The sequence below is a fragment of the Alphaproteobacteria bacterium genome, from assembly GCA_016870095.1.
Taxonomy (GTDB): Bacteria; Pseudomonadota; Alphaproteobacteria; order Paracaedibacterales; family VGCI01; genus VGCI01.
Genome location: VGCI01000004.1, coordinates 128,850 through 154,241, shown reverse-complemented (window position 1 = coordinate 154,241; position 25,392 = coordinate 128,850). Strand labels below are relative to the sequence as shown.

At 40.6% G+C, this 25,392-nt stretch carries 18 protein-coding genes and 1 tRNA gene; 5 read left to right on the top strand and 14 right to left on the bottom strand.

The annotated features are described in order from the left end of the window. Positions 1-166 precede the first annotated feature (166 nt). The 4 genes from FJX03_04775 to sdhC are packed head-to-tail and all read right to left on the bottom strand — an operon-like array spanning position 167 to position 3,536. Complete coding sequence (locus FJX03_04775; GenBank protein MBM3633004.1) at positions 167-940, bottom strand: succinate dehydrogenase iron-sulfur subunit; 774 nt, start codon at positions 938-940, stop codon at positions 167-169. A gap of 13 nt (positions 941-953) precedes the next feature. Beyond that, positions 954-2,735 carry a succinate dehydrogenase flavoprotein subunit gene (locus FJX03_04770; protein MBM3633003.1) on the bottom strand — a complete coding sequence of 594 codons (1,782 nt, stop codon included), beginning with the start codon at positions 2,733-2,735 and terminating at the stop codon, positions 954-956. 10 nt (positions 2,736-2,745) lie between these two features. After that, positions 2,746-3,138, bottom strand: a complete 393-nt coding sequence (gene sdhD, locus FJX03_04765; GenBank protein MBM3633002.1) for a succinate dehydrogenase, hydrophobic membrane anchor protein — start codon at positions 3,136-3,138, stop codon at positions 2,746-2,748. Between the two features lie 2 nt (positions 3,139-3,140). Then, on the bottom strand, positions 3,141-3,536 hold the full coding sequence (sdhC, locus tag FJX03_04760) for a succinate dehydrogenase, cytochrome b556 subunit (GenBank protein ID MBM3633001.1): 396 nt from the start codon (positions 3,534-3,536) through the stop codon (positions 3,141-3,143). 252 nt (positions 3,537-3,788) lie between these two features. Between sdhC and FJX03_04755 the strand changes: the two genes are divergently transcribed. Beyond that, a complete protein-coding gene (locus FJX03_04755; protein ID MBM3633000.1) occupies positions 3,789-4,349 on the top strand; it encodes a hypothetical protein in 561 nt (186 codons plus the stop codon). A 2-nt stretch (positions 4,350-4,351) separates the two neighbouring features. Here FJX03_04755 and FJX03_04750 read toward each other — a convergent pair whose 3' ends face one another. The 10 genes from FJX03_04750 to FJX03_04705 form a co-directional block, all read right to left on the bottom strand. Next, positions 4,352-9,277, bottom strand: coding sequence for an NAD-glutamate dehydrogenase (locus FJX03_04750; protein MBM3632999.1), 4,926 nt, complete (start codon positions 9,275-9,277; stop codon positions 4,352-4,354). 60 nt (positions 9,278-9,337) lie between these two features. Then, positions 9,338-9,841, bottom strand: a complete 504-nt coding sequence (locus tag FJX03_04745) for a DNA-3-methyladenine glycosylase (GenBank protein ID MBM3632998.1) — start codon at positions 9,839-9,841, stop codon at positions 9,338-9,340. Positions 9,842-9,912: 71 nt separating this feature from the next. Beyond that, positions 9,913-9,987 (bottom strand) — tRNA-Gly (locus FJX03_04740). A 221-nt stretch (positions 9,988-10,208) separates the two neighbouring features. Continuing rightward, positions 10,209-12,569 (bottom strand): hypothetical protein, encoded by a 2,361-nt coding sequence (locus FJX03_04735; protein MBM3632997.1) that lies wholly within the window; start codon positions 12,567-12,569, stop codon positions 10,209-10,211. A gap of 300 nt (positions 12,570-12,869) precedes the next feature. Next, complete coding sequence (locus FJX03_04730; GenBank protein MBM3632996.1) at positions 12,870-13,691, bottom strand: hypothetical protein; 822 nt, start codon at positions 13,689-13,691, stop codon at positions 12,870-12,872. Positions 13,692-13,770: 79 nt separating this feature from the next. After that, the gene (gene rpoD / locus FJX03_04725) at positions 13,771-15,744 is read right to left on the bottom strand and encodes an RNA polymerase sigma factor RpoD (GenBank protein ID MBM3632995.1); all 1,974 of its coding nucleotides are present in this window, start codon (positions 15,742-15,744) and stop codon (positions 13,771-13,773) included. 3 nt (positions 15,745-15,747) lie between these two features. Continuing rightward, positions 15,748-17,604 (bottom strand): DNA primase, encoded by a 1,857-nt coding sequence (locus FJX03_04720; GenBank protein MBM3632994.1) that lies wholly within the window; start codon positions 17,602-17,604, stop codon positions 15,748-15,750. Positions 17,605-17,608: 4 nt separating this feature from the next. After that, positions 17,609-18,541, bottom strand: coding sequence for a folate-binding protein YgfZ (locus tag FJX03_04715; protein MBM3632993.1), 933 nt, complete (start codon positions 18,539-18,541; stop codon positions 17,609-17,611). A gap of 50 nt (positions 18,542-18,591) precedes the next feature. Continuing rightward, complete coding sequence (locus FJX03_04710; protein ID MBM3632992.1) at positions 18,592-19,728, bottom strand: glycosyltransferase family 4 protein; 1,137 nt, start codon at positions 19,726-19,728, stop codon at positions 18,592-18,594. 135 nt (positions 19,729-19,863) lie between these two features. Further along, positions 19,864-21,195, bottom strand: coding sequence for an exodeoxyribonuclease VII large subunit (locus FJX03_04705; GenBank protein ID MBM3632991.1), 1,332 nt, complete (start codon positions 21,193-21,195; stop codon positions 19,864-19,866). Positions 21,196-21,291: 96 nt separating this feature from the next. Here FJX03_04705 and hemA point away from each other — a divergent pair, with 96 nt between their 5' ends. From hemA to FJX03_04685, 4 genes are all read left to right on the top strand, one after another. Continuing rightward, positions 21,292-22,503 carry a 5-aminolevulinate synthase gene (gene hemA / locus FJX03_04700; protein MBM3632990.1) on the top strand — a complete coding sequence of 404 codons (1,212 nt, stop codon included), beginning with the start codon at positions 21,292-21,294 and terminating at the stop codon, positions 22,501-22,503. Between the two features lie 168 nt (positions 22,504-22,671). Then, positions 22,672-23,706, top strand: a complete 1,035-nt coding sequence (locus FJX03_04695; protein ID MBM3632989.1) for an ABC transporter substrate-binding protein — start codon at positions 22,672-22,674, stop codon at positions 23,704-23,706. Continuing rightward, positions 23,703-24,584, top strand: coding sequence for an ABC transporter permease (locus FJX03_04690; GenBank protein ID MBM3632988.1), 882 nt, complete (start codon positions 23,703-23,705; stop codon positions 24,582-24,584). The genes FJX03_04695 and FJX03_04690 overlap by 4 nt, the downstream gene beginning before the upstream one ends. Further along, positions 24,581-25,366 carry an ABC transporter ATP-binding protein gene (locus FJX03_04685; protein ID MBM3632987.1) on the top strand — a complete coding sequence of 262 codons (786 nt, stop codon included), beginning with the start codon at positions 24,581-24,583 and terminating at the stop codon, positions 25,364-25,366. The genes FJX03_04690 and FJX03_04685 overlap by 4 nt, the downstream gene beginning before the upstream one ends. The last annotated feature ends 26 nt before the right edge of the window (positions 25,367-25,392 follow it).

Genomic DNA, 25,392 nt, shown 5'->3' with positions numbered 1-25,392 from the left:
TGAGCGCAACAATTTGCGCATAATTTAGAGTATACAGAACATGCGTTAAAGATTAGTTAATCTCAAATACAATTATTGTATTAAACAATAAAGAAATTATTATTCATTAATACAGCAGATAAAAGCCATAATATTAAATTTTTTTCTTAAAAATAAACCCTATTATTCATCGATCGGCTAGTTTTTTCTTAATTTCTCCAATGGCTTTTGCAGGATTTAGTCCCTTCGGGCAAGTATTTGTGCAATTCATAATCGTATGACAACGATATAATTTAAAAGGGTCCTCTAATTCATCTAACCGCTCTTTTGTACTCTCATCTCGACTATCAATAATCCAGCGATAGGATTGAAGCAAAGTTGCAGGACCTAAAAAGCGATCACCATTCCACCAATAACTTGGACAACTTGTCGAACAGCAAAAACATAAAACACACTCCCACAACCCATCTAATTTCGCCCGATCTTCTTCACTTTGTAATCGCTCACGTTCCGGTACCGCACTCTCACTCTGCAACCAAGGCTTAGAAGCCGCGTATTGGACATAAGCTTGATTCAAATCTGCCACCAAATCTTTTACGACAGGCATATGCGGCAAAGGGGTAATGCGCACAGTTCCTTTTATTTCGGCAATAGGTTTAATGCAAGCAAGAGTATTTGTGCCATCGATATTCATGGAACAACTCCCACAAATTCCCTCCCGACACGACCGACGAAAGGCAAGCGAGCTATCCTTTTCATCTTTTATTTTGATCAGTGCATCCAACACCATCGTACCGCAACTGGCCAAATCAATCTCAAAGGAATCATAAGTTGGATTATCTGGGTTATCAGGATTCCATCGATAAATTTGAAATGTTTTAAGAGTTGAAGAGGGTTGATCAGCCTTATAAAACTTTCCCGCTTTTATCCGAGAATTCTCTGGCAAACGAATCTGAACCATAACTTATCTCCTGTTAATAAACACGGGGTTTAGGGGGGACAGGCGCAACCTCATCAGATAAAGTTAAAAGGTGAACAGGACGAGTGTCCAATTGCACATTCTTACCATTTAACCACGATAAAGTATGTTTTAACCACTTTTTATCATCTCGGTCTGGAAAATCTTCACGCGCGTGAGCGCCCCGACTTTCATCACGATTAAGTGCAGAAGCTAAAGTTACTGTAGATTGTTGTAATAAATTTTCAAGCTCCAAGGCTTCTACTAAATCCGTATTCCAAATCATTGAACGATCGCTAACCCGAACATCTTTAAAAGACTCAACAACGTGAGCCATCTTTTTTTGACCCTCACTTAAATGCTGCTGATTTCGAAACACACCGCAGTGAGTTTGCATCGTTCGCTGCATATCAACACGAATTTCTGCAACTTTTCTTTTGCCACTCGCTTGACGTAATCGATCAAGTCGGAATACAGCATGTTCTCCATCATTCGTTTTTAGAGGTTTATGAGGCGTATTGGGACGAATAATTTCAGCTGCACGATGAGCCGCAGCACGACCAAATACAATCAAATCAAGCAAAGAATTTGTCCCCAAACGATTAGCCCCATGGACGGAAACACAAGCCGCTTCTCCAATCGCCATCAAACCTGGAACAACATCTTCTGTCGCTGAAGAAATAACTTCCCCAAAAAGATTGGTTGGAATGCCTCCCATGTTATAATGCACTGTCGGCAATACGGGTATGGGATCTTTGGTAACATCTACACCCGCAAAAATTTTCGCTGTTTCCGATATACCTGGTAGACGTTCTGCTAAAATTTTGGGGTCTAAATGTTCTAAATGTAAATAGACATGATCTTTATGTTCCCCAACACCACGACCTTCCAAAATTTCCATTGTGACTGCACGACTGGCAACGTCGCGTGAAGCCAAATCCTTAGCATGAGGCGCGTACTTTTCCATAAATCTTTCCCCGCTGCTATTGGTCAAATAGCCTCCTTCTCCCCGCGCTCCTTCTGAAATGAGACACCCTGCGCCATAAATTCCTGTAGGATGAAATTGAATAAATTCCATATCTTGTAAGGGCAAACCTGCTCGAAGAATCATCCCATTCCCATCACCCGTACAGGTATGGGCTGACGTACAAGAGAAAAATGTCCGTCCATATCCCCCCGTTGCAATGACTACTTGGTGGGCCTGAAATCGATGAAGTGTACCATCATCTAAGCACCAGGCAATAATTCCCCGACACGCCCCATTTTCATCCATCAAGAGATCAAGGGCAAAATACTCTATAAAAAACTCAGCATTATGTTTTAAACATTGTTGATAAAGCGTATGCAATATTGCATGTCCCGTACGGTCTGCAGCGGCACAAGCACGCTTTGCCATAGATTCCCCTTGGCGAATAGTATGCCCACCGAAAGGTCGCTGGTAAATTTTCCCTTCGTGCGTTCGAGAGAATGGTACGCCCAAATGTTCTAATTCAATAACCGCAGGAATGGCATTTTTACACATATACGCAATGGCATCTTGATCACCCAACCAATCAGATCCTTTGATCGTATCATAAAAATGATATTTCCAATCATCTCCATCACTCATGTTATTTAAAGCGGCACCAATGCCACCTTGGGCGGCAACCGTATGACTACGGGTTGGGAATACTTTTGTTACGCAAGCTGTCTTTAATCCAGCTGCAGACATCCCCAAAGTAGCCCGCAATCCAGCCCCACCTGCCCCAACAACGACAACATCATATTGATGGTCAATAATTGTATATTCATTGGACATAATTGATTTCCTATTCGTTAGCAATCATTGCAATGCGAATGATAAAGACCCAAGATAAAATGGTCATAATGATGCTTAAAATTTTCACTTGGGATATCAATATTTTTTGTAAATTAGAATTGCGTACATAATCTTCAACGACAACCTGAAGCCCTAACGCACTATGATAGAAAACCATACCTATTAAGGACGCTAATGCGATCCCTATCCAGGGATTCCCCGCCCAAGCTAAGACTACAGAGTAATCCTCTTGAGCGTGTCTCAAAACTTCAACTATAAACCATATTCCTAAAAAAATTAACGATAAAGCCGAAATACGTTGGCCCTTCCACTGGCGGGTAGTGTGGTAATCCAATTTTTGAGATTTCATTCTTTCTGATGATACTTGAAAATCTGTTTCCATACCTATATCACCCACCAAAATGTCAGCAGTGTTAACCCCATAGCGAATCCAATTACCAACCAGCCACTTCGGTAAACGTCTTTAAGTGCAAATCCCCATCCAACATCCCAAAAAAGATGACGCACTCCATTTGCTAAGTGAAAATAAAAGCAAAAAGCCCAACCCAGCATCGCTGCTATACCAAGAGGACTTGAATACCACCCCGAAATAAGTAAATAAGTTTTAGGACCCATCGCAATAGCTCCTAACCATGCAACAAAAGCTATGGTTCCAATTGTTAAGCCCAATCCCGTAACTCGATGCATAATGGATAATACGGACGTCAATTGAAAACGGTAGACTTGAAGGTGAGGGGAAAGAGGCCGGGAATAAGGAGGTGTTCGAGAAGGAGATGACATTACAAATAATTTACCTAAAAATTGATAAGCCTAACTGTAGCGTACGAGGGCAAAAGGTCTCTGTCAAGATTAAGAGCCAAGTTTTTAGGCCATTTAATACATGTACAAATCTTACTTTTATTCAGCCGAGCGTTGAGAAGTACTTCTAAAATAAGATGAGTCAAAAACATCAAAAAATTCTGGAGGACAGAATGAGGCTATGCTACAACAACTAATCCGTAACATTCATCTTAAACCCTTGCGAGCAAACTGATGTCCCAGCAAGAAATTCTTTCTCAAGAAGTTATGCCTACTTTTTGGCGACTCACCAAACTATATTGGTCACAATTTTGGCGAACGATGCTGTTCTTTTTTCCTTTCTTTTTGATATTCTTTGTTATAGTAGCTTCAGGGGAAATACAAGACCTTGAAAGCTTTTATTCTCTGGAAAAATTTCCATACCAATCGCCTCTAGTCATCCGAATAGAATTCTTCATTGGCTTTTACTTTATCCAGTGCTTACTCTTTCATCTTATCATTGGAAAAAAATATAGCGACTTTAAGCTTTGTCTTCTGCCAAATTTAGCATTAGATACCCCCAAATATTGGCCAACTCTTCTTTACATAAGCTGGGCATATCATTGGAGAGCCATGATTCTTTCGGAAATATTTTTCTATCTAGAGTCGTGGTTTCCTCAGGTAAAGGACGTTCCAGCCTATCCTTTTTTTTATTCATCTATCTACGTGATTATAATGATTTTATTACAACGTTATGTTGTCAATCATAACTATGGAAAGAGCCGTTTATCCCTGATAGCTCGAAAGGATAGTTAATATTAAAATAGCCGCTCAAGCTGACGCATAGCATAGCTTAACATGCCCAAATCAGAGTGACCCGAACTTTTAATACTAGCAATTATGGGCCGTATGTGATGAATGATGTCACTATTCTTTTTAAGCCACACTTCTAAATCGCTATTTTTATTTTCAAGAATGACCCGAGTCGTCAATTTAACTTGAATTTGCGCTAAATCATCAATTAAGATTGTTCGCGCACTTCTTTGCCATTCAGAGTCTGCATGAAATTGTTCAGCTTGCAACATCAACCAATCTATCCCAATTTTTGACCGCAATCCAAAATATGTCTGTGCAATATTTTCAATCTTGGGATATTTCTTTCCTAAAAACATGATGTCTAGTAAACCCGGAAAAAAAGGAATCATCGCAAATGTATGAGCTGTATTGGCAGGTATTCCTATATGGAGAAACCCTTGGTTTCTCAAATTAAAAATGTGGTGCTGATCACCTTGTAGATAGGAAGACCCTTGAGACAAAAGAGTGTTAAAACTGGTAAAATTAGTGTGCTTTATATCAGGGTGCCGTAGGAACCATAGAATAACTTGTTCTAATGATTGATTGGTTTCAAGAAGAATTTGGGTTTGAACATCTGCTATAATGAATGAATCAAGAGCATCAATTTGCTCCCACAAGCTTTTAAGTTCTAAAACCTGACAAGCCAATAGAAAGGCTTTCACAACCTCAATATGCGTTATGCCACAAGTTTGAGCAAGACCATAGATAAAAGCGGGCCCTACACGATTTACAACTTCATTTGTTAGAATCGTTGCTGTGATTTCGCGACGCAGAGGATGAGCATTCATACCCCCTCTAAAACGCTTTTGAACAATGTCGGGAAAATATTCATAATACCATGATCGATTGTTGATCCCGTCAGGCAGTGCTGATCCCAAAATTTTTTCATATAAGGCATTTTTGGAGTATGCAAGCAAGACAGATAGCTCTGGTCTTGTCATGCCTTGATTACGTGCACGGCGCTGCTCCAATGTTTCATCATCTGGCAAAGCTTCTAAAAGCCGGTCGAGGTGATTTTCAGTTTCTAAATTCCTTATTAAGGATTGATAGGCATTTATATCATTTGATTTCGCTGCTTCCATAACGGTTAAAATTTGTGTTTGACGATAATTGTCTGCTAAAACCAAATGTGCTACATCATTAGTCATTTCTTTTAGTAGGGCATTACGCTCCATACGAGAGATAGAATTCCCAAGTATATTAAAAAGAATTTTTAAATTTACCTCATGGTCTGAGCAGTCAACCCCGGCAGAATTATCAATTGCATCTGTGTTAAGGTGGCCCCCTTTTAGGGCATATTCAATGCGGGCACGTTGAGTCATCCCGAGATTTGCCCCTTCTCCAATGATTTTTGCCCGCACAGATTTTGCATCGACACGTACATCGTTATTTGCTCTATCTCCCACATCGGAATGAGTTTCTCCTGTTGATTTAATGAAGGTCCCTATCCCACCAAAATATAAGAGGTCAACAGGCAAACAAAGTAAGATTTTAATCAATTCATCGGGACTCAATTCTGCATGAGAAATACCAAATGCTTTGCGACACTCAGGCGAAAGTCGAATAGATTTAGCTGATCGTTCAAACACTCCCCCACCTTTTGAAATAAAAGAAGGATTATAATCTTTCCAACTTGAATGTGACATTTCAAACAAACGATTTCTTTCTTTGAAACTTACCTCAACGTCCGGATCTGGATCCAAAAATATTTGCTGATGATTAAAAGCCGCAAGCAGGCGTATATTCGTTGACTGGAGCATACCATTTCCAAAGACATCTCCTTTCATATCTCCCACACCTACAACGGTAAAGGGCGATATTTGGCTATCCAGTTTAAGTTCCCGAAAATGACGTTTAACTGATTCCCAAACCCCTCGAGCTGTAATTCCCATTTTCTTGTGATCATAGCCATCCGAACCACCTGAAGCAAAAGCATCATCCAACCAAAACTGATACTCTGCGGAAATGGCATTTGCAATATCAGAAAATTCTGCCGTACCCTTATCTGCGGCAACCACCAAATAAGGATCGTCATCGTCATGGCAAATAACTTGATTCGGGTGAACAATTTTTCCATTGCTCAAATTATCCGTAATATCGAGCATGCCTCTCATCATCATTTGATAACAGGCTACGACTTCTTCCTTCAATTGTGCTGGATCTGGAAATTTATCCCTTCTTTTAACGACAAAACCGCCTTTTGACCCCAAAGGAACAATAACGGCATTTTTGACAGTTTGTGCTTTCATTAGCCCTAATATTTCTGTCCGAAAATCTTCGAGTCTATCGGACCATCGAATTCCTCCCCGTGCAACTTTAGCACCTCGCAAATGAACCGCTTCTGTTCTCGGAGAATACACAAAAATTTCATATAAAGGACTCGGATGCGGCAAATCTTCTAGATCTCGACAATCAAATTTGAACGAAAGGTAGGGTTTAAGATAATCTTCCCTCAAACTTTCTTCTTTAGTTATTTGAAAATAGTTTGTTCGAACTGTCGCTTCAATTGCATTCAAAACACGACGTAAAATTTTATCGTGATCTAGTCGATCAACTTTTTCTAAAAGAAAATGAATATCCTTAAGGAGGTGGGACACCTCACTATCTCTATCATTTGAAGATTTCAAAGAAAAACGTAACTCAAATAAATCAACAAAATGTCGAGTTAATTCGGCATAATTTGTCATCGTTTCTTCTAAATATAGAAGAGAATAAGGTACCTGAACTTGTCTCAAAAATTTTAAATAAGCTCGAATCAATGTAACTTGTCGAACATTTAATCCGACCTTTAAAATCAGTTGATACAAAGTATCATTTTCAACAGTCTCCTTCCAAATATGTCGGAAGGCTTGCACTAAGTTAGCATGATTCATTTTCCAATTTTCAATGCCCTTAGAATCGACTTCAAAATCATGTATCCAAACTCGGAAACCATCCCTTTCTAGAGAGTAGGAGGTTTCACCAATAACCTGAAGGCCCAGATTTTTTAGAATAGGCAACAATGTAGACAATGAAAGAGAATGACGAGCATGAAAAATCTTAACTTTTAGAGGTTTGTTATTCTTTTCTTTGTATAAGTACATGTCGATGACATGAGTATCTGAAATACGCTCTATGTAGCCAATATCTTTTATTGCTTGCTCGGGCTTGAAAGTTTCCACATACGCTAAAGGAAAAGCTCGTTGGTAGCGCGCGAGCAAGGTCGCTGAATTTTCTTCATCAAAATGGTTATTAATGAAACGCTCAAGATAATCTTCCCAGCTTAAGGCCGCCTCTAAAAACGCTTTTTCAATCTCTGTTTGATTATACGAGACAAGAGCGGGCTCAGAAAAACTGATCACAAAAATCAGTCTCGCGTAATCTAATTCTCCTAACAACACATTTTCAGAGCTAATTTGTCCTTTTAACTGCTGCTCCAAAATTCTGGCCATTCGACCTTTCAAAGCAACGCTATACTTTTCTTTGGGCAAGAAAACCATCACTGTGATATAGCGACCAAATATGTCAGGGCGAATCGATAGTGTTAAGGAATGCTCATCATTCATATTCAATACATTTTGACACATCGTATAAATTTGATCTTCAGCTAAATAGAATAACTCATCGCGAGGAATACTGTTGATAATGTTGATCAAAGTTTTGCCATCATGCCACTGAGGAGCAAAACCAAATTGATTAAAAACTTCTTGAACCTTTCGACTTACAATAGGGGTATCAAAAGCGGAACCTGTAAAGGCTGACTTGGTGAAGATCCCTATAAATTGATAAAGACCTCGCGGCTTCCCATTTTGATCCCAGTCAATAATCTCAATAGAATCAATTCTGGACGCTCGATGTACTGTAGAGCGTTCATTTGTCTTTGATATTGTTAAAGATGGCCATTGCGAAAGAGAGGGTGTTTTTTCATCCGCAACTAAACAAGTTCTGCAGAAACTCGGAACTAAATTATCGGAATTGGTGAAGGATTCATTCCGAAATAACCCTAATTGGGGAGAATCTGGTTTCATTTCAAGGCATAGAATTGAGGGTTTATCTTTTAAAGTCCTCTTGGGTTTCTCAAAGGTCGCCGAAAAATATCGGGCTCCTAAAAAAACAAAATATCCTTTTGCCAGCCAAAGTAGAAAATCTTTTAGTTCTTGACGGTCTAAGGGAATAGGTAATCCTTTACCAACAGGTAGGTTATCCATATGATCGCGTATGCTTATGAGCTGATCTCTTATGGATGGCCAATCAAAAACAACATTTCGAGCTTGATTAATAAGGTTGTGAATTTGCAATTGCAAATGGTCAATCTGTTTCTGTTTTAAATTTGCCTTTATCTGGAGGAAAGCTATAGATTCAGATTGAGTTTTTATTGTCCCATCATTTTTTTCTAAAATGTTCCATTGAACGTTAGAAATTAAACCCAGATAATCGAAATGTTTTGGGCGATTTTCTGTGTTTAAGCTACTTAAAGGATGAAGCTCCTTTAATTCCACTACGGAACTTAATTTACCATCATGCGTTCTTTTTACACCCAAAACGGGGTGAACGAATATTTCTATTTTGAAACCATTTTTTTCCAGAAAGGTTGTAATGCTGTCAATGAGGAACGGTTGATCGAGATTAACCATAAAAATACCGAGACGAGGAATCATATGGCGGCCGAGCTTATAAGGCTTAATTTTAACAAGAGATTCATTAGGTCGACGAATCTGAAATAAGCGCCAAGCCTCTTGAACGATGGATATTAATTCAGGAAGAAGCATTTTTTGAAGAAATTCAGTAGGAACGCGTTTAAAAAATTGCGTCACAAAAGTGGTTAAATTGGTATCTTTAGATGGCAACTTGGCATGAAGTTCGGCGCAAATAGCGGCAATTAAAGTAGATTTTGTGTCGAATGAAGTCATTCAATCAGCGCCTTACCCCATTAAATCTTTGGTTCTCCACCCTATTTTAAACTAAGAGAGTTAAGATTGTGTAACGAAACGCCATAACAGGTCTTGCCCCTGACGAATACCAATACGAGGTGTACTTATAAACCCGGGTGTAATGCCTTCATCGCTAATGAAAAAGCCATCCGAGGTCACTAAATCGAGAGAATTGTGATCTCGTGTTATTTTCAAATAATTACAGAGCTTCCCCGGGCCATTGAGGTTTGTTTCCCCTATTGTTAGCCCCCGAATCAAAACAGCAGCCCCAATACCTTCAGATTCTGTCACAACGTTTAGGCAATGGTACATTCCATAAATAAAATAGACATAAGAGTATCCTGCAGGGCCAAACATAGCTGCGTTGCGAGGTGTTCGCCCTCGAAAAGCATGACAGGCAGGATCATTATCTTGATGGTAAGCTTCAGTTTCTGTAATAATTCCTGAAAAATTGTTAAAAGTGAGTCGCTTTCCCAAAAGGTTCTGAGCAACCTCAACCGTAGGATTTTGAAAAAATGAACGATTTAAACGACGCGTTGTCATTTTTGTTAACCATTTACTTATAATTAAAGAAAGTTAGGTGAAAATTTTTCTGAACGGACTCAAAAGTCAATTGGAGCGGGCGAAGGGATTCGAACCCTCGACCCCAACCTTGGCAAGGTTGTGCTCTACCCCTGAGCTACGCCCGCCCGCTTGTTTCAATAAGGATCATACCTATTCTCCAGAGAATTGCAAGCCTGTTTTTGCTTCTCATCACTTCTTAACTTTGTTTCATCATCCGTTTGGACTCTATAAAACTAGCTAGTTATATACCTCCCGTTTGAAAACAATAAGGAAGAACTCATAAAAAAACTGACTGCCAGAAGACAGCCAGTTTTTTGGAGTATAGTTCGATTATTTTAAATCGAAACTAGTACGGATATAACCAGCGAATGGAACTTATTCCCCAGCCAGCAATCTCTTGAAATGTACTATAAACCACTCCCCAAGGATTGATCAGCACACCTCCCGCAGAATGGACATTCCCATTAAACGTTGTCATTTCACTGGATGATGTCATCATCGATGAGGGATCAAGGGTAGTCGTTCGAGCTGTACTCATAATACCACTTAACCATGTTGAAAAAAATGGCTGAAGAGATGAAGCACTACTTGGCATTGTGGTTGGTACAGTCGTTGAAGACCCCGTCGGGGATGAACCCGTCGTCGGTACTACTGTCGCTGTGGAACCCGTATTTGCAATCCTCGTTCCAATTAAACCGGGTTGCGTTAGTGAGCTGCCACTAAAGATCGCTACAAAATCATTATTTTGTAATGCTTGAACCCCCGCAGCAGTCTGACCATTACTGCTTTTCGGAATAATTGTATCCTTTGAAAGCAAATCACATGATGGGGAAACTACAGCATAATAAACGCGGTAGTTTCCAGGAATAACCGGTAAAGCCGTATATTCAGCAATAGAATTTCCGTCTCCAGTAGCGCTGATAAATGGAATCGTATTTGGATTTAATGATGATACTGACGCATCATTTACTTGAACATTACAAATAACTGTCCCGGAAGAATCTACTACAGCCACTCTGAGGTTTCCGCCATCCACATACACACAGCCAAGATTACCACCTTTTAGCTCCGCACACATACCATGACCTTGGTTTACTCCTGATTGTGAGGCTTTTAAAGGATAGTCAGGTACAATATTTGTGCCTGTCATCGGATCAAGAACAACTGAATATTGAGTTGCAGTTCCCGATTGATCGCCTGTAAAGGTAACTCCTAATTTACCATTACTAAAAATTCCACCACTTGGTCCATATTGATTCCCTGTTGTAACAGAATTTACAGGATAGGGACCTTTTACAACTCCAAGAGTACTATTAAAGGTATAACCCACAATATCAGAATTTGATCCCAATGGATTTGTATTTAAAAGGGCTGCAAAATAACCATTGTGGAGATCTACAAGAGATACACCACTTTGAGCGCCGACGTTTGGCATTATAGTCACTTCAGGACCAAAAAATCCCGTTGCATTTCCAGCGCGAAGAGCAATATCACCCCCATTAGCAGATAAGGTATATCCAACAAAGTAGGTGTTATTTGAAATAACCGTGGAAGGAATATTTGCCGTAGCTACAGGATTTTGACTAATACTATAAAGGGCAGAAGTTGGGGTCAAAGAATTACTATCAAAGAACTTTCCATTGACACTGGTTGTATCAGCCATAGCAACAAATAGTGAGTTTCCCGATGTCGTGGAGGCAACACCTAAGTTGGTGCGGGAATCCAATTGAACTTCTGTTCCCGGTGCTGCATAAGGAAATGCTTCGGCACCCGGAATATTCATCACAAAATACAATAATGCTGCGGCACCTGCTAACATTTCTATCTGTTGTGAAGACATACTCTTGCCCCACAATCCGTTAACGACTTGTCGCACATATTGGTTGGTCGCTTTACCACCTTGATAATAACTACCTGCAATAAGAGAAGCATATAGATAGGGACTTGTTGTAAAACCTTGATTTAACGCAAACGTTCCTCCCACCAAAAGTGTACTGATAAGATCATCAACAGGGTTTGAGCCAGCGGTTTTATTCCCGAGGAATAGGTTTCCTGATTGATCTTGACGCACAAACTTCGATTCTTCAGAGCTTGATTTACTTATAAATAAAGGCATAAATAAGCTTGCTCCAAAAAGTGTAGGAGCGGCCGCAATTTTTCCAACGACAGAATCCCCAAAGAAATTTGCTATACCGTTATAGGAGCTAAGCTCGCTCATACGGAAGTGGAGATTGCTTTCTAACTTTTGAATTTCTTGTAAAAGTATCAAGAGCTTTAAATCTTGTTGCTGTTGAGTTCTTAAACTTGTTTCCGTAGATGAGTTTTGCTTCTTGGCTTCCTCTAGTTCAGCAGTCAAATTCTCAATTTTTTGGATGAGCGTCTCCATCTCTACAGATCGAATATCAATATCCTCTTTCAATGCCTTAACCCATTCCGCTGGGTAATTTTCATCTTTTTCTATTGATGGCAAAGGCTGATGATTAAATTGTTGGAGTTTTTTCAGCAATCCAACCAATGAAACTTCAGGTGTCAATTTTTCTGAATCGGGAGGAAAAGCTTTTGAAGGTTGTACGGAAAAAAATGTTTGGGAAGATGTGGGCTGGGGGTCTTTTGTTATTTTTTCTACTGCAGAAACGGGTTGGCCTTCAAGACCAAATATTATCGGTATGGTTGCCAGATAGAGCTTGATTTTAATTTTATTTATCATGTAATTCTCCTTTAAATGATTGTTAATACTCATTGAATATTCAATGTTTCTTTTGTAACTTAGCTTAAATTTTTTCTCTAACTGGGTTTTTTAAGCTTATTTTTTCTGGGAAAAAACTTTTTCCCCAACTTGCTTAAGCTAATGGAAGGAGATACCAAAGATCAAGCTAAATTTTTAATTTAAATTTAACACAATTAAAATCGAATTGTTTAATTGAAGGTTGTGAAGATAAATACCTATTGAGATATTAGAAGTGAATAAATCTTATTCACAAAAGGATAAAAGAAGTTTTAATGAGTTTTAGGCAATTTTTTTGTCATACCACTTATGTGTTTCGGTCCTTGGTAAGGCTTCAACCCCATGGGCTTCTACGAAAGCCACGATTGCCCAACGTGCAAAAGGTTTGCCAATCAGGGATTTATCAACTTGAACCACGTCATGCCACCCGGCACATACTTTATCTGTATCCATCACTTTTTGAAAATTACTTGCTAACATAAAAATTGCACTACCTGACTTATGCTCCACCGGCATTAAATTACCGGGCATACTGCCAATACGCAAGCCAGAACAACTTTCTGCAATTGCCAAGGTAAAAGACCCGGCGTCATAATGAGGTTTAGCTAACAAATCTCCGGACTTTTGCCAATCATATTTTAGAAAGCGCAAAAGAATATGGACAGGATCAGTGTCAAAAATTTTGGCGCAAATTCCCGGAAATGTAGGTTCAAAAGATATAAGAATATCTTCGATAGTTTTATAGGCCATATCCCAAATCGGTTGGGCTTTAAGAACAAAATCTTTGACGACAGGATGGGCCTCTAAAAAATCTGGATACCTTTGAAAAAGGGCCGGATGAAAATGGAAAAAATCCTTACTGTCATTATAAATATCATCTTTAGAGTCTCGATGCTTAAAGCCAACATCCCCTCGACGATGGAGAGGGGCAATTGTAAAATCAATATGTGATTTTACATATTCTGGCTCTCTCAAGAACTTAAAAAATGCTTCGATCGCTGCCTCTAAGATAAAGGGTTCTATGAGAAAAGGAACGGTTGCGTAAGATTGATCGAGAAGAGATTGATGAATATTTTGAAAGTTTAAGTTTTCTTTATGGCTCATTCCGACAACCCAATTATTCGCAAAAAAACTTTTATAGTAAAAAAATTGGAGGGGGTCATCCCCTCCAACACTTTAATTCTTAAGTATCTAAGAAGCTTCGCAATTTGCGTGATCGACTTGGATGCTTTAATTTACGTAAGGCTTTAGCTTCAATTTGTCGTATCCGCTCACGGGTTACGGCAAATTGCTGGCCCACTTCTTCCAGGGTATGATCCGTGTTCATCCCTATACCAAATCTCATGCGAAGGACTCGCTCTTCGCGAGCGGTAAGACTCGCTAAAACTCGAGTCGTCGTGTCACGCAGGTTTGCATAAATTGCCGCTTCAATTGGAAGAAGGGCATTCTTATCTTCGATAAAATCTCCCAAATGACTATCTTCCTCATCACCAATGGGCGTTTCAAGACTGATTGGTTCTTTAGCAATCTTCATGACTTTGCGAACTTTTTCAAGTGGCATCATCAGTTTCTCAGATAATTCTTCAGGCGTAGGTTCTCGACCAATTTCATGCATCATTTGACGTGAGGTCCGAACCATTTTATTAATAGTTTCAATCATATGGACAGGAATACGAATTGTGCGAGCTTGATCTGCAATGGAGCGAGTAATCGCTTGACGAATCCACCAAGTCGCGTAGGTCGAAAATTTGTAACCTCGACGATATTCGAACTTATCAACAGCTTTCATCAAACCAATGTTGCCTTCCTGAATCAAATCCAAAAACTGCAATCCACGATTAGTATATTTTTTAGCTATGGAAATTACTAAGCGTAAGTTAGCTTCGATCATTTCTTTTTTTGCTCGAGAGGATTCTCTTTCGCCTTTTTGAATGGTTGTAACAATGCGTCGGAATTCACGGAAAGGTATCCCCGTTTCTTCTTCAACAACTTCAATACTTGCTACCAAACGGCTTAAATCTACTTCATGGCGAGCCATAAAATTCGTCCAGCTCTTGCCCGTTAATTTTCCTAAAGAAACAATCCAAGCTGCATTAAGATGAGCGCAGTTCATTTGATCTAAGAACTCTTCGCGCTTCACGCCACATGCATCTGCAAACCCTGCAAGAGCCCGCTCTTGAGAGCTGATAGATCGAATAATATTCTGATGTTGTCGCATCAAATCTTCAATACGATGCGGATTAAGCTTAATCTCTTCCATTAAGGCAATTAATTCTGCTTTGATTTTTTGGTAATCCTTATCGGACTCAATCTCATCGGATTTTTTTGAACTGGCAATCAACTTTTCTTGACGTGTCCATAATTGAGCGTAAACTTCGCTATATCGATCCATGAGGTCAGTAACCTTGGGATACATACTTTGTTCAACTATAGATAAAGGAGGCGTTGTTGACTCTGCGGTAGGTTGCTCTACTTCTGTTGTACCGTCAGTATCTGCATCAATTCCCTCGTTTTCAACTTCCAGAAGATCTTCCTCTTCTGCACCATCTTCGTCAAAATTTGCGTTGGTATCGAGAGCAATAATTTCACGCAACATCATTGTGCCTGCGTGTAATTGTTCTCGCCAGGAATCCAAAGAACGTGTTGTTAATGGACTCTCACATAAGCCCCCCAACATCATCTCCTTACCTGTTTCAATACGCTTAGCAATGGAAATTTCCCCTTCTCGAGATAATAATTCCACATTACCCATTTCCCTCAAATACATTCGAACAGGATCATCCGTGCGCCCGGCAGCAGATTCTGTTACTTCTTCTTCGGTTTCAAAACCTGTCTCAAATCCAGTCAGCTCACGAGCAGGTTGTTCCACTTCCGTTAAAGTCTCATCGACCTCATCACTGTCGACAATACTAATTCCCATTTCAGCAATCATTGTCATCGCTTCATCAATTTGGTCCGAAGACAATTGATTTTGAGGCAAAGTTTCATTCAGCTCATCATAAGTAATGTACCCTCGCTCCTTACCGCGAGCGATAAGCCTTTTTAAAGAAGGATTTGATTTACTTAATTCCATTAAAGGAATATCAACTTCTTCTCCCGCAATTTCTTGGGAAGGAAGATCATTATTGTCAGATTTTTGAGCAATTTTACTAGCCATGCATTAAACTCCTTTTTTCTCGTCTTTTTTTGAAACAAATTGGTTTTTTAAAAATTTGAATCGCTCCCATGTTTCTTCGTCAAATTGATCCCGAACCGCTGTTGCCGTTCGAAATGTCTCTGCGGCCAAATAATGTTTAGCAACGGTTTGATGCCAAACTTCTTTCCAACCCGCCAAAGCTTCCTCTTTCGTACTCGTTTCTTTCGCAAATGGCGCAAAAGAATAAATTTGAGATGTTAACATCTCAGATAGTAAAGAGGCAAAACCATTTTTCCTCAATAAATCCTTCAATTCTGCCGCAGGAAGGGAGGGGTTCTCTGCTATAAGAGACAAGATAGCTTGGCGGAGTTCATCATATCTACCCGCTTCATCACCTAATAGCATTAAGGATTCGGCAGTGTCCTCTATTAATGTAGGGTGATTTAACAAAGTTGCCAGTAAAATTTTATGTCCTAAGTGATTTTTATTGGGGGATATTCTCGAAATTCCCAGAAACCCTGGTTTTGGATTAGCTGACTTAAGAGATGATTTTGAAAAAGATTGATTTTGATTATATTTTTGGTAAGCAGGGGCCTGATCTCTTCCTTTGGGCTCTATGAGAGTCTGCAATCGGCTATTCATCTCTTCGCGATAAAAATGACGTACGTCTGGATCCGCAATTTCTTTGATAAAATTTCCCAAATCCCGTCGAGCGATTGCTTTTTGTTCTGGTGTCGAAAACAAACGATCTTGTTTAAAAATAGACCATAAAACATCAACCAAGGGTTGAGGATTCTCTAAAATTTGACGAAATTCATCTTTACGCCCAGCCCGGAGCATACTATCGGGATCTTCCCCACGAGCTAAAAAGCAAAATCGCAAGGTTTGCCCTACTTTTAGAACATTTAAAGCTTTTTGGGCAGCCCGATGAGCCGCTCGCAGCCCCGCCGAATCTCCATCAAAACACAAGATAGGATCGGCAGTTCCCCGCCATAAAAGAGCCATTTGTTCCGGTGTTAATGCCGTTCCCAAAGGTGCCACAGCAGATTTAAGGCCCCCCTGATGCATTGCAATGACATCCATATATCCTTCCACTACAATAAATGGTTCTTCATCTTGACGAGCAATTGGCAAAGCCAAATTATAAGCATATAATGTCTTGCCCTTATGAAAGGCTGGTGTATCGGGGGAATTAAGATATTTTGGCTCTCCCTCCCTTAAAATTCGCCCGCCAAAGGCAATAACGCGCCCTTTCCCGTCCCAAATAGGGAACATAAGTCGGTTACGAAAACGGTCATAGGTAGAATCTCTTTCTTCAGCTCGACCAATTAATCCAGCTTCTATCAATATTTTTTCTGAAAATCCCTGCTTTTGAAGAGCGGCTTGCAGACCCTGTTCCGGTGCATACCCCAGACGAAAGTCAGCAATCGTTTGAGGAAGAAGTCCGCGTTGTGTAAAATACTCTCGAGCTGAAGCACCAGAGGCCAAATTAAGTTGTTGCTGATACCAACAACAGGCAGCCTCCATAACTTGATATAAGGTTACATCAGGTTTTGCTTGAGAAAGATCTGACGAAGACTGCGTCTGAAGTTTGGGAACTTCCAGTCCCAATAAATGAGCCAGTAACTCAACGGATTCCATAAAAGGCATATTCTGTTTTTGCATGACAAAATCAAAGATATCTCCGTGGGCACCACATCCAAAACAATGATAAAACCCTTTTTCATCACTTACCGTAAAGGAGGGACTTTTTTCCTTGTGAAAAGGACAAAGACCGGAGTACTCACGCCCTTTTCGCGTCAGCTTAACGTGCGGGCGAATAACTTCCGATAGAGAAAGGCGATCCCGCAAGGTTTGTAAAAAAGGCGCTAAGTCTGACATTTCGCTACTCTTCGTCGGTTGAGGAAGGCAAGCACATCCACGGGGGAATGTGTGGTGTTACGGTAGCATCCCCACAAGAAAAGGGCAAAGACTTCCTTAAAGCTTCTAGACGAATCATAGCTATCCCCCATTCTTTCACAATAGAGCGCATTTCCCCAACTTCAACACCCTCTTGGAAAATCGGACTTTCACAAGTTGGTATTTCTTCTTGAATTTGCCCCAATTGAATCCTAACCGGAATCAAGCGTTTTCGAATCAACCCACGATAACGCGTTCGGGCTGTAAGTTCTTGACCCATATAACACCCTTTTTTCCAATCTATGGCGTTCAGTTCATCAAATCCCGATTCCAGCAAAATTCCCTTGTCAATCAACACATCTCGAGGACCATCTGGTATACCAAGTTTCACACGATGTCTGTCATAGTCTTCAAGGGAAGATAAATCAATATCCAGAGTTTTTAAGAAGTTTACAGCTTTATCTACAGGGACATATGCACGAATTCCTAGTTCTAGCAAACGCGGATCAACAAAAGCGAGACCCCCATCAATTGGTTTTGCAGCCCCCCGTTGAAAAGAAATATCTAATTTATTTGAATGATGAGATCCATAAATAGCATAAATACTATAGTCATTACTCATATTTTCTACGGTGACATCAGAACGTAACTTATAAAGAGACAGACGCTTTTGAAGAGCATCTGCGCGATCACGATCACACTCCATCATCCAGACCTCTTGGCCTTGTGAATCTTTGAAAGCGCTCAGAAAAAGATCGTATTGGAATTTTCCTTGAGGACTTAAAAGGGCTGCGTAGATGGCTTGCTCATCGCTAATTTTGTTAACATCATTGGTAATTAAACCTTGCAAAAACGCCGCTTTGTCCTTTCCCGATATTTTTAAAATCCCTCGATGAGTCAGGAGTGTTGCTTGTGTCATTTTAAGTTCCTATCCTACATAATTCCCTTTTCCCCAAGAGGAATGACAAACTATTCCTCACCATAAACCGCCAGGGTTTGGGCAATAATTTTCTCTTCATCAAATTCTTGCTCGGCTTTTCGGCGACTCAATTTGCCCATTCGAATTCGAAGGTCGGGGTATTCCGTTAGTTTTTTTAAAGCATTTGCCAATGCCAAAGCATTTCGAGGAGGGACTAAGAGACCATTTTCTCCCGCAACAACAACTTCCCGGCACCCAGGAACATTTGTTGTCACAATGGGCTTACCACAAGCTGCAGCCTCTAACAAGGATTTGGGTAAGCCTTCGCGATAACTTGGTAAAACAGCTATATGAGCTTGATGATACAAATTCGCTATATCAGTACGCGTTCCTAACCAGTTTACGACATTTTCGTGTTTCCAGGCTTCTAAAACTGACTCTGAAATGCTGGCAGGATTTTGTATGTCAGGATCTCCCGCTATGGAGACCTCTATGGGAATTCCCTCTTTTTTTAATAGACTAGCCGCTTCTACAAGTTCCCCTATCCCTTTACTCCACAATAAGCGACTGACCATTAGAACTTTGACAGGCGGTGTCGTAGGCTCCTCGGTGGGATAAAATTTCTTTAAATTTACCCCAGCCCCGCGAATAAGCTTGATCTTATCCCTACCCAGAAATGGCGTCATCAACTCAACATCATCAGGATTTTGCAAAATTAGCATGCATCGACGTGAATTTAATAATAGACGAAAGGCTAACGCCATAATCGGCTTAATGACAGTCGATTTAATACTTTTATGGGTAAATAAATATCCCATCCCCCCGAAAGCGTTTACAATTCTCGAAACGCCGGTGAGCCTAGCGCAGAGTGTCCCATAAAGAGCAGGTTTTAAAGCCACTTGATGAACAATATGGGGGCGAAGATATCGATAAGCTTTTGCCAACTGCCAAAGGGTTTTGAGTTCAGCTACGGGATTAAGACGTGATCGATGAAAAGGAAGATGATAAAGGTCAAATTCTTTCAGCTGGTCCTCAAAATGAAATAAATTGGCGCGCTGCTCGCAGTTAGTAACTACCGTCACATGATAGCCGGCTTGCTTTGCAGCCAACGCCAACGTCAAGCGATGAGAACAGAAATATCCCAGCTCCGTTACCAAATAAATGAGTTTTTGATTTCGACCATCCATTGTCCATAAATAACACAGAACAAGCAATAATGCAGCTTTTTGTCCTGAGGAAATACTTGTAGGTTCTCTTTCACAAACTCAACCAACGAATTCCCTTGTTTTCTAAAAGATTAGATTCAAAACTCTTCAGAAACCTTAGAATAACTTTCCTTGGCGCTCATCTCGTCCTAATTTTTTTAAATTGACGGGCTTTTGTGAATTTTCAATCACGGGGACTGTGCCGTCACCATAATGAAGCGTAAGCGCCGCTCCCTTTTTAATTTCAGATGCCCGCATGATCAAAGTGCCATTCGCAGTTGTCGTCCAACAAAATCCGCGATCCAAAATTCTTTGATAAGAAGCGTGATTCAGGCGACTTGCTACCAACTCAAACTGTTGATGTGTTATCTCAAAATATCGTCGGGCGTTATGGCGAAATTGTTGCGTAAGGTTTGCAAACAGTCGATGATCCATGTTTTCGATATAAGCACGCAAAAGAGAAGGCAATCGCTCTCCCCAATCATCTAATCGTTGCATCTTATCTTCAAGAAGATGTCTTAAATCAGGCAAACCTCGAGAAGCAGCCAAAAGGCTTGTTTTGCGACGTTCCAAATCTTGAGATATGACAGCAGTTAGGCGTTGTTGGCGATCTTGTAGAAAAGCCCATAAATCGACAAGGACTGGCACAGCCATTTCTGCTGCCGCGGTTGGTGTGGGGGCTCGACGATCAGAGGCATAATCAATAAGAGTAGTGTCTGTCTCATGACCCACAGCCGAAATGAGAGGAATTTTACTTGCGGCCGTTGCTCTTACGACAATTTCCTCATTAAAAGCCCAAAGATCCTCCAGGCTACCTCCTCCCCGCGCAACAATAATTAAGTCGGGAGGGCTACTGAGCTTGTTAAATCCCACAATAGCAGCTGCAATTTGATCAGCTGCCCCTTGTCCTTGGACTAGCACGGGCCATACAAGAACATGGCAGGGGTAACGATCTTCCAATCGATGCAAAATATCCTGAAGTACCGCTCCCGTGGGAGAAGTTACGATGCCAATTTTTTGAGGGTAGAAGGGTAAGGGTTTTTTTCGGGCTGGGTCAAACAAACCTTCTGCTGCCAAACGAGCTTTTCGTTCTTCAAGTAATTTCAAGAGGGCACCCTGACCCGTGGGCTCAAAATTCTCCACAACCATCTGATATTTTGACCGACCCGGATAAGTTGTTAAACGCCCGCTAGCGATAATTTCCAACCCTTCTTCCAAAGCTACGACGCTATCCTTTAAGCTGCCACGCCAAGAAACGCCATCGATAACCGCATCTGCATCTTTTAAAGAAAAATATGTATGTCCTGAGGTATGACGCTTGAGACCCGAAATTTCCCCTCGCACACGAATGCGCCCATAGATATTCTCAACGGTTTGCTTCAGGTTTTGTGAAATTTCTGTTACAGTGTAAACAGGAATCTCTTGTAATACCGACTCTAACACTGTCATGATAAGACCTTAATTAAGGACATGGTACCTCACTTACTTTTTTGATACGATCATATCATTAAGCGAGAGTCAGATGAGCAAAAATTTTATAGAGCAATGAGTTACGATCATATTTTTACATCCTACCTTCAGTCTCTTAAAACGGAAGGTCGTTATCGCATATTTGCAGATCTCGAGCGTCTAGTCGGCGATGCGCCCTATGCTTTATGGCATAGCCCATCTGGAAAAAAGAAATTAATTGTGTGGTGTAGCAATGACTATTTGGGCATGAGCCAACACCCCGAAGTCATACAAGCCATGGTCGAAGCAACTCAACTTTATGGCGCTGGTTCCGGTGGCACACGCAATATTTCAGGTACCGCCTATTCTCATGTCAATCTTGAAAAGGAAGTTGCTGATCTCCATGGAAAAGAAAAGGGGTTAATCTTTACATCCGGTTATATTGCCAACGAAGCAACCATTTCCTCTTTAGCTCAAGCTTTACAAAATTGTGTTGTGTTGAGTGATGAAAAAAATCATGCCTCTATTATACAGGGTATTCGCGCCGGTGGGTGTGAGCGACGGGTTTTTCGACATAACAATTTAGCAGATTTACGGGCCAATTTAAGCTCTTTAGACCCCAAACGACCAAAAATTATTGCTTTTATTTCCGTTTATTCTATGGATGGGGATATTGCTCCTATTGAGGCTATATGTGACTTGGCCGAGGAGTTTAATGCAATCACATATTTAGACGAAGTTCATGCCGTTGGACTCTATGGTCCTCAAGGAGCAGGAGTTGCAGCCGAACTCGGATTACAACATCGTATTGACATCATCCAAGCCAACTTTGCAAAAGCTTACGGCGTTATTGGGGGATATATCACTGGATCCTTGCCCCTCGTTGATTATGTTCGTAGCGCTGCTTCGGGATTCATTTTCACAACCTCTCTTCCCCCTGCGGTTGTTGCCGCCATTCATAGATCCATCAGCATTTTGCGTCAAGATACGACTTTACGCGATCAACTTTGGCATCGGGTTAATTTGCTGAAAGAGCGTCTGAAAAAAAGCTCCATCCCCTATCATTCTGCCAATAGTCATATTGTTCCTGTTGTCGTTGGAAATGCACCACAATGCCAAGATGTCTGCGATATATTGCGAGATGAGTATGGTATTTACGTGCAGCCCATCAATTATCCCACTGTCCCTCGAGGTCAAGAACGTCTTCGTTTAACGGTTACCCCCTCCCATACACCAGAAATGATTAACGAATTAGGGGACGCGTTAGAAGATATCTGGAATAGACTCAATCTTTGCCTTGCAGCTTAAATAAGGGATGCGTATATTAATAAATGGTTATCTTTTAGTGCGTTAACATTTTTTAGGAGTTATGACGATGTTACATTTTCGATTTAAAAGCTGTTGTTATTGTTGGAATTTACATGAAAAAAGTGATGAAAAATACAATCTATTACGAAAAAGAAAGCGACAACTACAATGCAAGTCCTCATAATTAACATAGCTCTTAACCTCATCCAAACCCTTCAAAAAAATATTTCTCTTGTTCTTACAATCTTCACCACCACCATATTCTCTTCCCATGCTACGCAGGCCAGTGAAAAACCGATATTACCTTTAGTGGCCATTACACAGATTGTCCAACATGGCGCTTTGGATGATGAATTCAAGGGTATCGTCACCGCGCTTGAAGAAGCTGGATATATTGACGGAAAAACGATTCATCTCGTATCTCAAAATGCTCAAGGCAACATTGCAACTGCTGGTTTGATTGCAACCAATTTTGCCAGTCGCAATCCTAACGCTGTCGTTGCCATTTCAACCCCTTCTGCTCAAACCTTGATTAAACCCTTACAAGATCAACACATACCCTTAATATTTACAGCAGTAACAGACCCAAAAGAAGCAAGATTGGTCTCAACACTCGATGAACGTCTTGAAGAAGTTACAGGTGTAAGTGATGCCTTGTTGCCAGGGCCACAATTGGATTTAATTCAAAAATTTGTCCCCCAAGTGAAGACTATTGGAATCATTTATAATTCTGGGGAAATAAATTCAATAAAAACCATCGAGGGGCTTAAGGAAGAAGCCAAGAGGAGAGGGTTGACCCTCCTACTGGCCGTAGCAGATAAGTCAAGTGAAGTTATTCCTGCTGTCACAAAATTAATAGGAAAGGTAGAGTCAATTTATGTTCCGAATGATAATACGGCCGTAGCTTCAATAGAAAGTATTGTAACCTTGGGTAAAAAATTTAAGGTCCCTATTTTTGCTGGGGATTCAGGCTCAGTGGAACGCGGAGCCGTAGCTTCTCAAGCATACGAACGGATTGCACTTGGCAAAGAAGCCGGCCGTCTGGTTGTTAAAATTTTAGAAGGTCAAAAAGCAGGAGACTTAAAAATCAAGACAAATCATCCTCTTGTGCTTATGCTTAACTTAAACTCTGCCAAGGAAATGGGAATGACCATACCAGAAGAATTGAAGAAAGAAGCAAAAATAGTGGGAGAAAAATCATGAGTGCCCCTTTAAACTGGATACAATTTATTGGTGCGGTTGAGTTAGGCTTAGTCTATAGCTTCGTTGTTATCGGAGTTTACATATCTTTTCGCACTCTTCAATTCCCAGATATGACTGTGGATGGTAGCTTCCCTTTAGGGGCCGCCGTCGCAGCAACTCTTATTACTGCAGGGATCAATCCTTATGCAGCAACTTTTGCTGCCGTTCTTGCCGGAGCAACCTCGGGAATTGTGACCGCTTGGTTATCAACACATTTGCGAATGATGAATTTGTTAGCTGGCATCCTCTCAATGATGGCATTATATTCTATTAATTTACGTATTATGGGACGCCCAAATATCGCCTTATTGGGTGAAAATACGTTATTAAGTGGATGGCTAGGAACTTTACCTAATTATATTTCTTTAGGCATTATTTCAATTTTATTTGCAACAAGTATCTATTGGTTTTTAAGCACACGTCTGGGTTTGGCAATTCGAGCGACAGGAAGCAACCCAAAAATGGGGCGTGCTCAAGGAATTAATGATCGAGCAATGATTACAGCTGGTCTCAGTACATCCAATGCCCTTGTTGCATTAGGAGGGGCTTTGTTTGCCCAAGTCAATGGATTTGCAGACGTAACAATGGGTTTGGGTACCATCATTTACGGTTTAGCGGCCGTTATCATTGGAGAAGCTCTTTTCCCAACGCGTACGATCTTTCAAGCTATTGTTGCTTGCTTGCTGGGAGGAATTCTTTATTTTCTTCTTCGAGCCATGGCTTTAAATGTTGGATTTTTACAAGCATCAGATGTGAATCTCGTAACAGCAATTTTGGTAGCTTCGGCTATGTTGTTACCGAATCTGAAACGAAGAGTTTTTAAGGACAACAAATCATGATTACTTTATCAAACCTGAAAGTGGTCTTCGCACCCGGCACTGTCATGGAAAAAAAAGCATTGCGCGGGATTAATTTAAAAATTTCAGAAGGTGAGTTCATTACCGTTATTGGGAGTAATGGGGCGGGAAAATCAACTCTCCTCAATGCAATTGCCGGTGAAGTTATTTCTACAAAGGGTTCCATTCATATTGATGAAAAAGACGTCACGCGTATGCCTGCACATGCTAGAGCAAGTTTCGTTGCTCGTGTTTTTCAAGATCCTTTGGCAGGGACTTGTGGAGATTTAACCATCGCTGAAAATTTGTCTCTGGCCCATCGTCGAGGACAAAGGCGAAGTTTGCAAAAAGGATTATCACGTGCTGATCGAGACTATTATGCCGAGACGCTAAAAACTCTTAAGCTCGGACTCGAAAATCGACTGGATACTCTTATGTCTCTTCTTTCCGGGGGGCAACGTCAAGCTGTAAGTTTATTGATGGCAACATTAAGCCCCTTAAAAATATTACTTCTCGATGAACATAGCTCTGCCCTTGACCCAAAGACAGCAGCTTTTGTAATGAAATTGACAGAAGAAATTGTAACAAAAAAAGGTCTAACGGCCCTCATGGTTACCCATAGTTTACAACAAGCCCTTCATAGCGGTACCCGAACGGTAATGCTTCATGATGGAAAAGTTATTTATGATGTTGGCGGAAAAGAACGCGCAAAATTAACTGTTCCGGATTTGCTTAAACAATTTGGCACCGCTATGGATGATGACCGATTGTTGCTAGAACAATAGGAAGCCTCTATTTTAGGGGGAAAGAA

What these genes read in the sequence shown, in the direction of transcription:
- FJX03_04775 (MBM3633004.1), bottom strand. Translation starts at nt 940, where the DNA reads ATGGTTCAGATTCGTTTGCCAGAGAATTCTCGGATAAAAGCGGGAAAG.
- FJX03_04770 (MBM3633003.1), bottom strand. Translation starts at nt 2,735, where the DNA reads ATGTCCAATGAATATACAATTATTGACCATCAATATGATGTTGTCGTT.
- sdhD (MBM3633002.1), bottom strand. Translation starts at nt 3,138, where the DNA reads ATGGAAACAGATTTTCAAGTATCATCAGAAAGAATGAAATCTCAAAAA.
- sdhC (MBM3633001.1), bottom strand. Translation starts at nt 3,536, where the DNA reads ATGTCATCTCCTTCTCGAACACCTCCTTATTCCCGGCCTCTTTCCCCT.
- FJX03_04755 (MBM3633000.1), top strand. Translation starts at nt 3,789, where the DNA reads ATGTCCCAGCAAGAAATTCTTTCTCAAGAAGTTATGCCTACTTTTTGG.
- FJX03_04750 (MBM3632999.1), bottom strand. Translation starts at nt 9,277, where the DNA reads ATGACTTCATTCGACACAAAATCTACTTTAATTGCCGCTATTTGCGCC.
- FJX03_04745 (MBM3632998.1), bottom strand. Translation starts at nt 9,841, where the DNA reads ATGACAACGCGTCGTTTAAATCGTTCATTTTTTCAAAATCCTACGGTT.
- FJX03_04735 (MBM3632997.1), bottom strand. Translation starts at nt 12,569, where the DNA reads ATGATAAATAAAATTAAAATCAAGCTCTATCTGGCAACCATACCGATA.
- FJX03_04730 (MBM3632996.1), bottom strand. Translation starts at nt 13,691, where the DNA reads ATGAGCCATAAAGAAAACTTAAACTTTCAAAATATTCATCAATCTCTT.
- rpoD (MBM3632995.1), bottom strand. Translation starts at nt 15,744, where the DNA reads ATGGCTAGTAAAATTGCTCAAAAATCTGACAATAATGATCTTCCTTCC.
- FJX03_04720 (MBM3632994.1), bottom strand. Translation starts at nt 17,604, where the DNA reads ATGTCAGACTTAGCGCCTTTTTTACAAACCTTGCGGGATCGCCTTTCT.
- FJX03_04715 (MBM3632993.1), bottom strand. Translation starts at nt 18,541, where the DNA reads ATGACACAAGCAACACTCCTGACTCATCGAGGGATTTTAAAAATATCG.
- FJX03_04710 (MBM3632992.1), bottom strand. Translation starts at nt 19,728, where the DNA reads ATGGATGGTCGAAATCAAAAACTCATTTATTTGGTAACGGAGCTGGGA.
- FJX03_04705 (MBM3632991.1), bottom strand. Translation starts at nt 21,195, where the DNA reads ATGACAGTGTTAGAGTCGGTATTACAAGAGATTCCTGTTTACACTGTA.
- hemA (MBM3632990.1), top strand. Translation starts at nt 21,292, where the DNA reads ATGAGTTACGATCATATTTTTACATCCTACCTTCAGTCTCTTAAAACG.
- FJX03_04695 (MBM3632989.1), top strand. Translation starts at nt 22,672, where the DNA reads ATGCAAGTCCTCATAATTAACATAGCTCTTAACCTCATCCAAACCCTT.
- FJX03_04690 (MBM3632988.1), top strand. Translation starts at nt 23,703, where the DNA reads ATGAGTGCCCCTTTAAACTGGATACAATTTATTGGTGCGGTTGAGTTA.
- FJX03_04685 (MBM3632987.1), top strand. Translation starts at nt 24,581, where the DNA reads ATGATTACTTTATCAAACCTGAAAGTGGTCTTCGCACCCGGCACTGTC.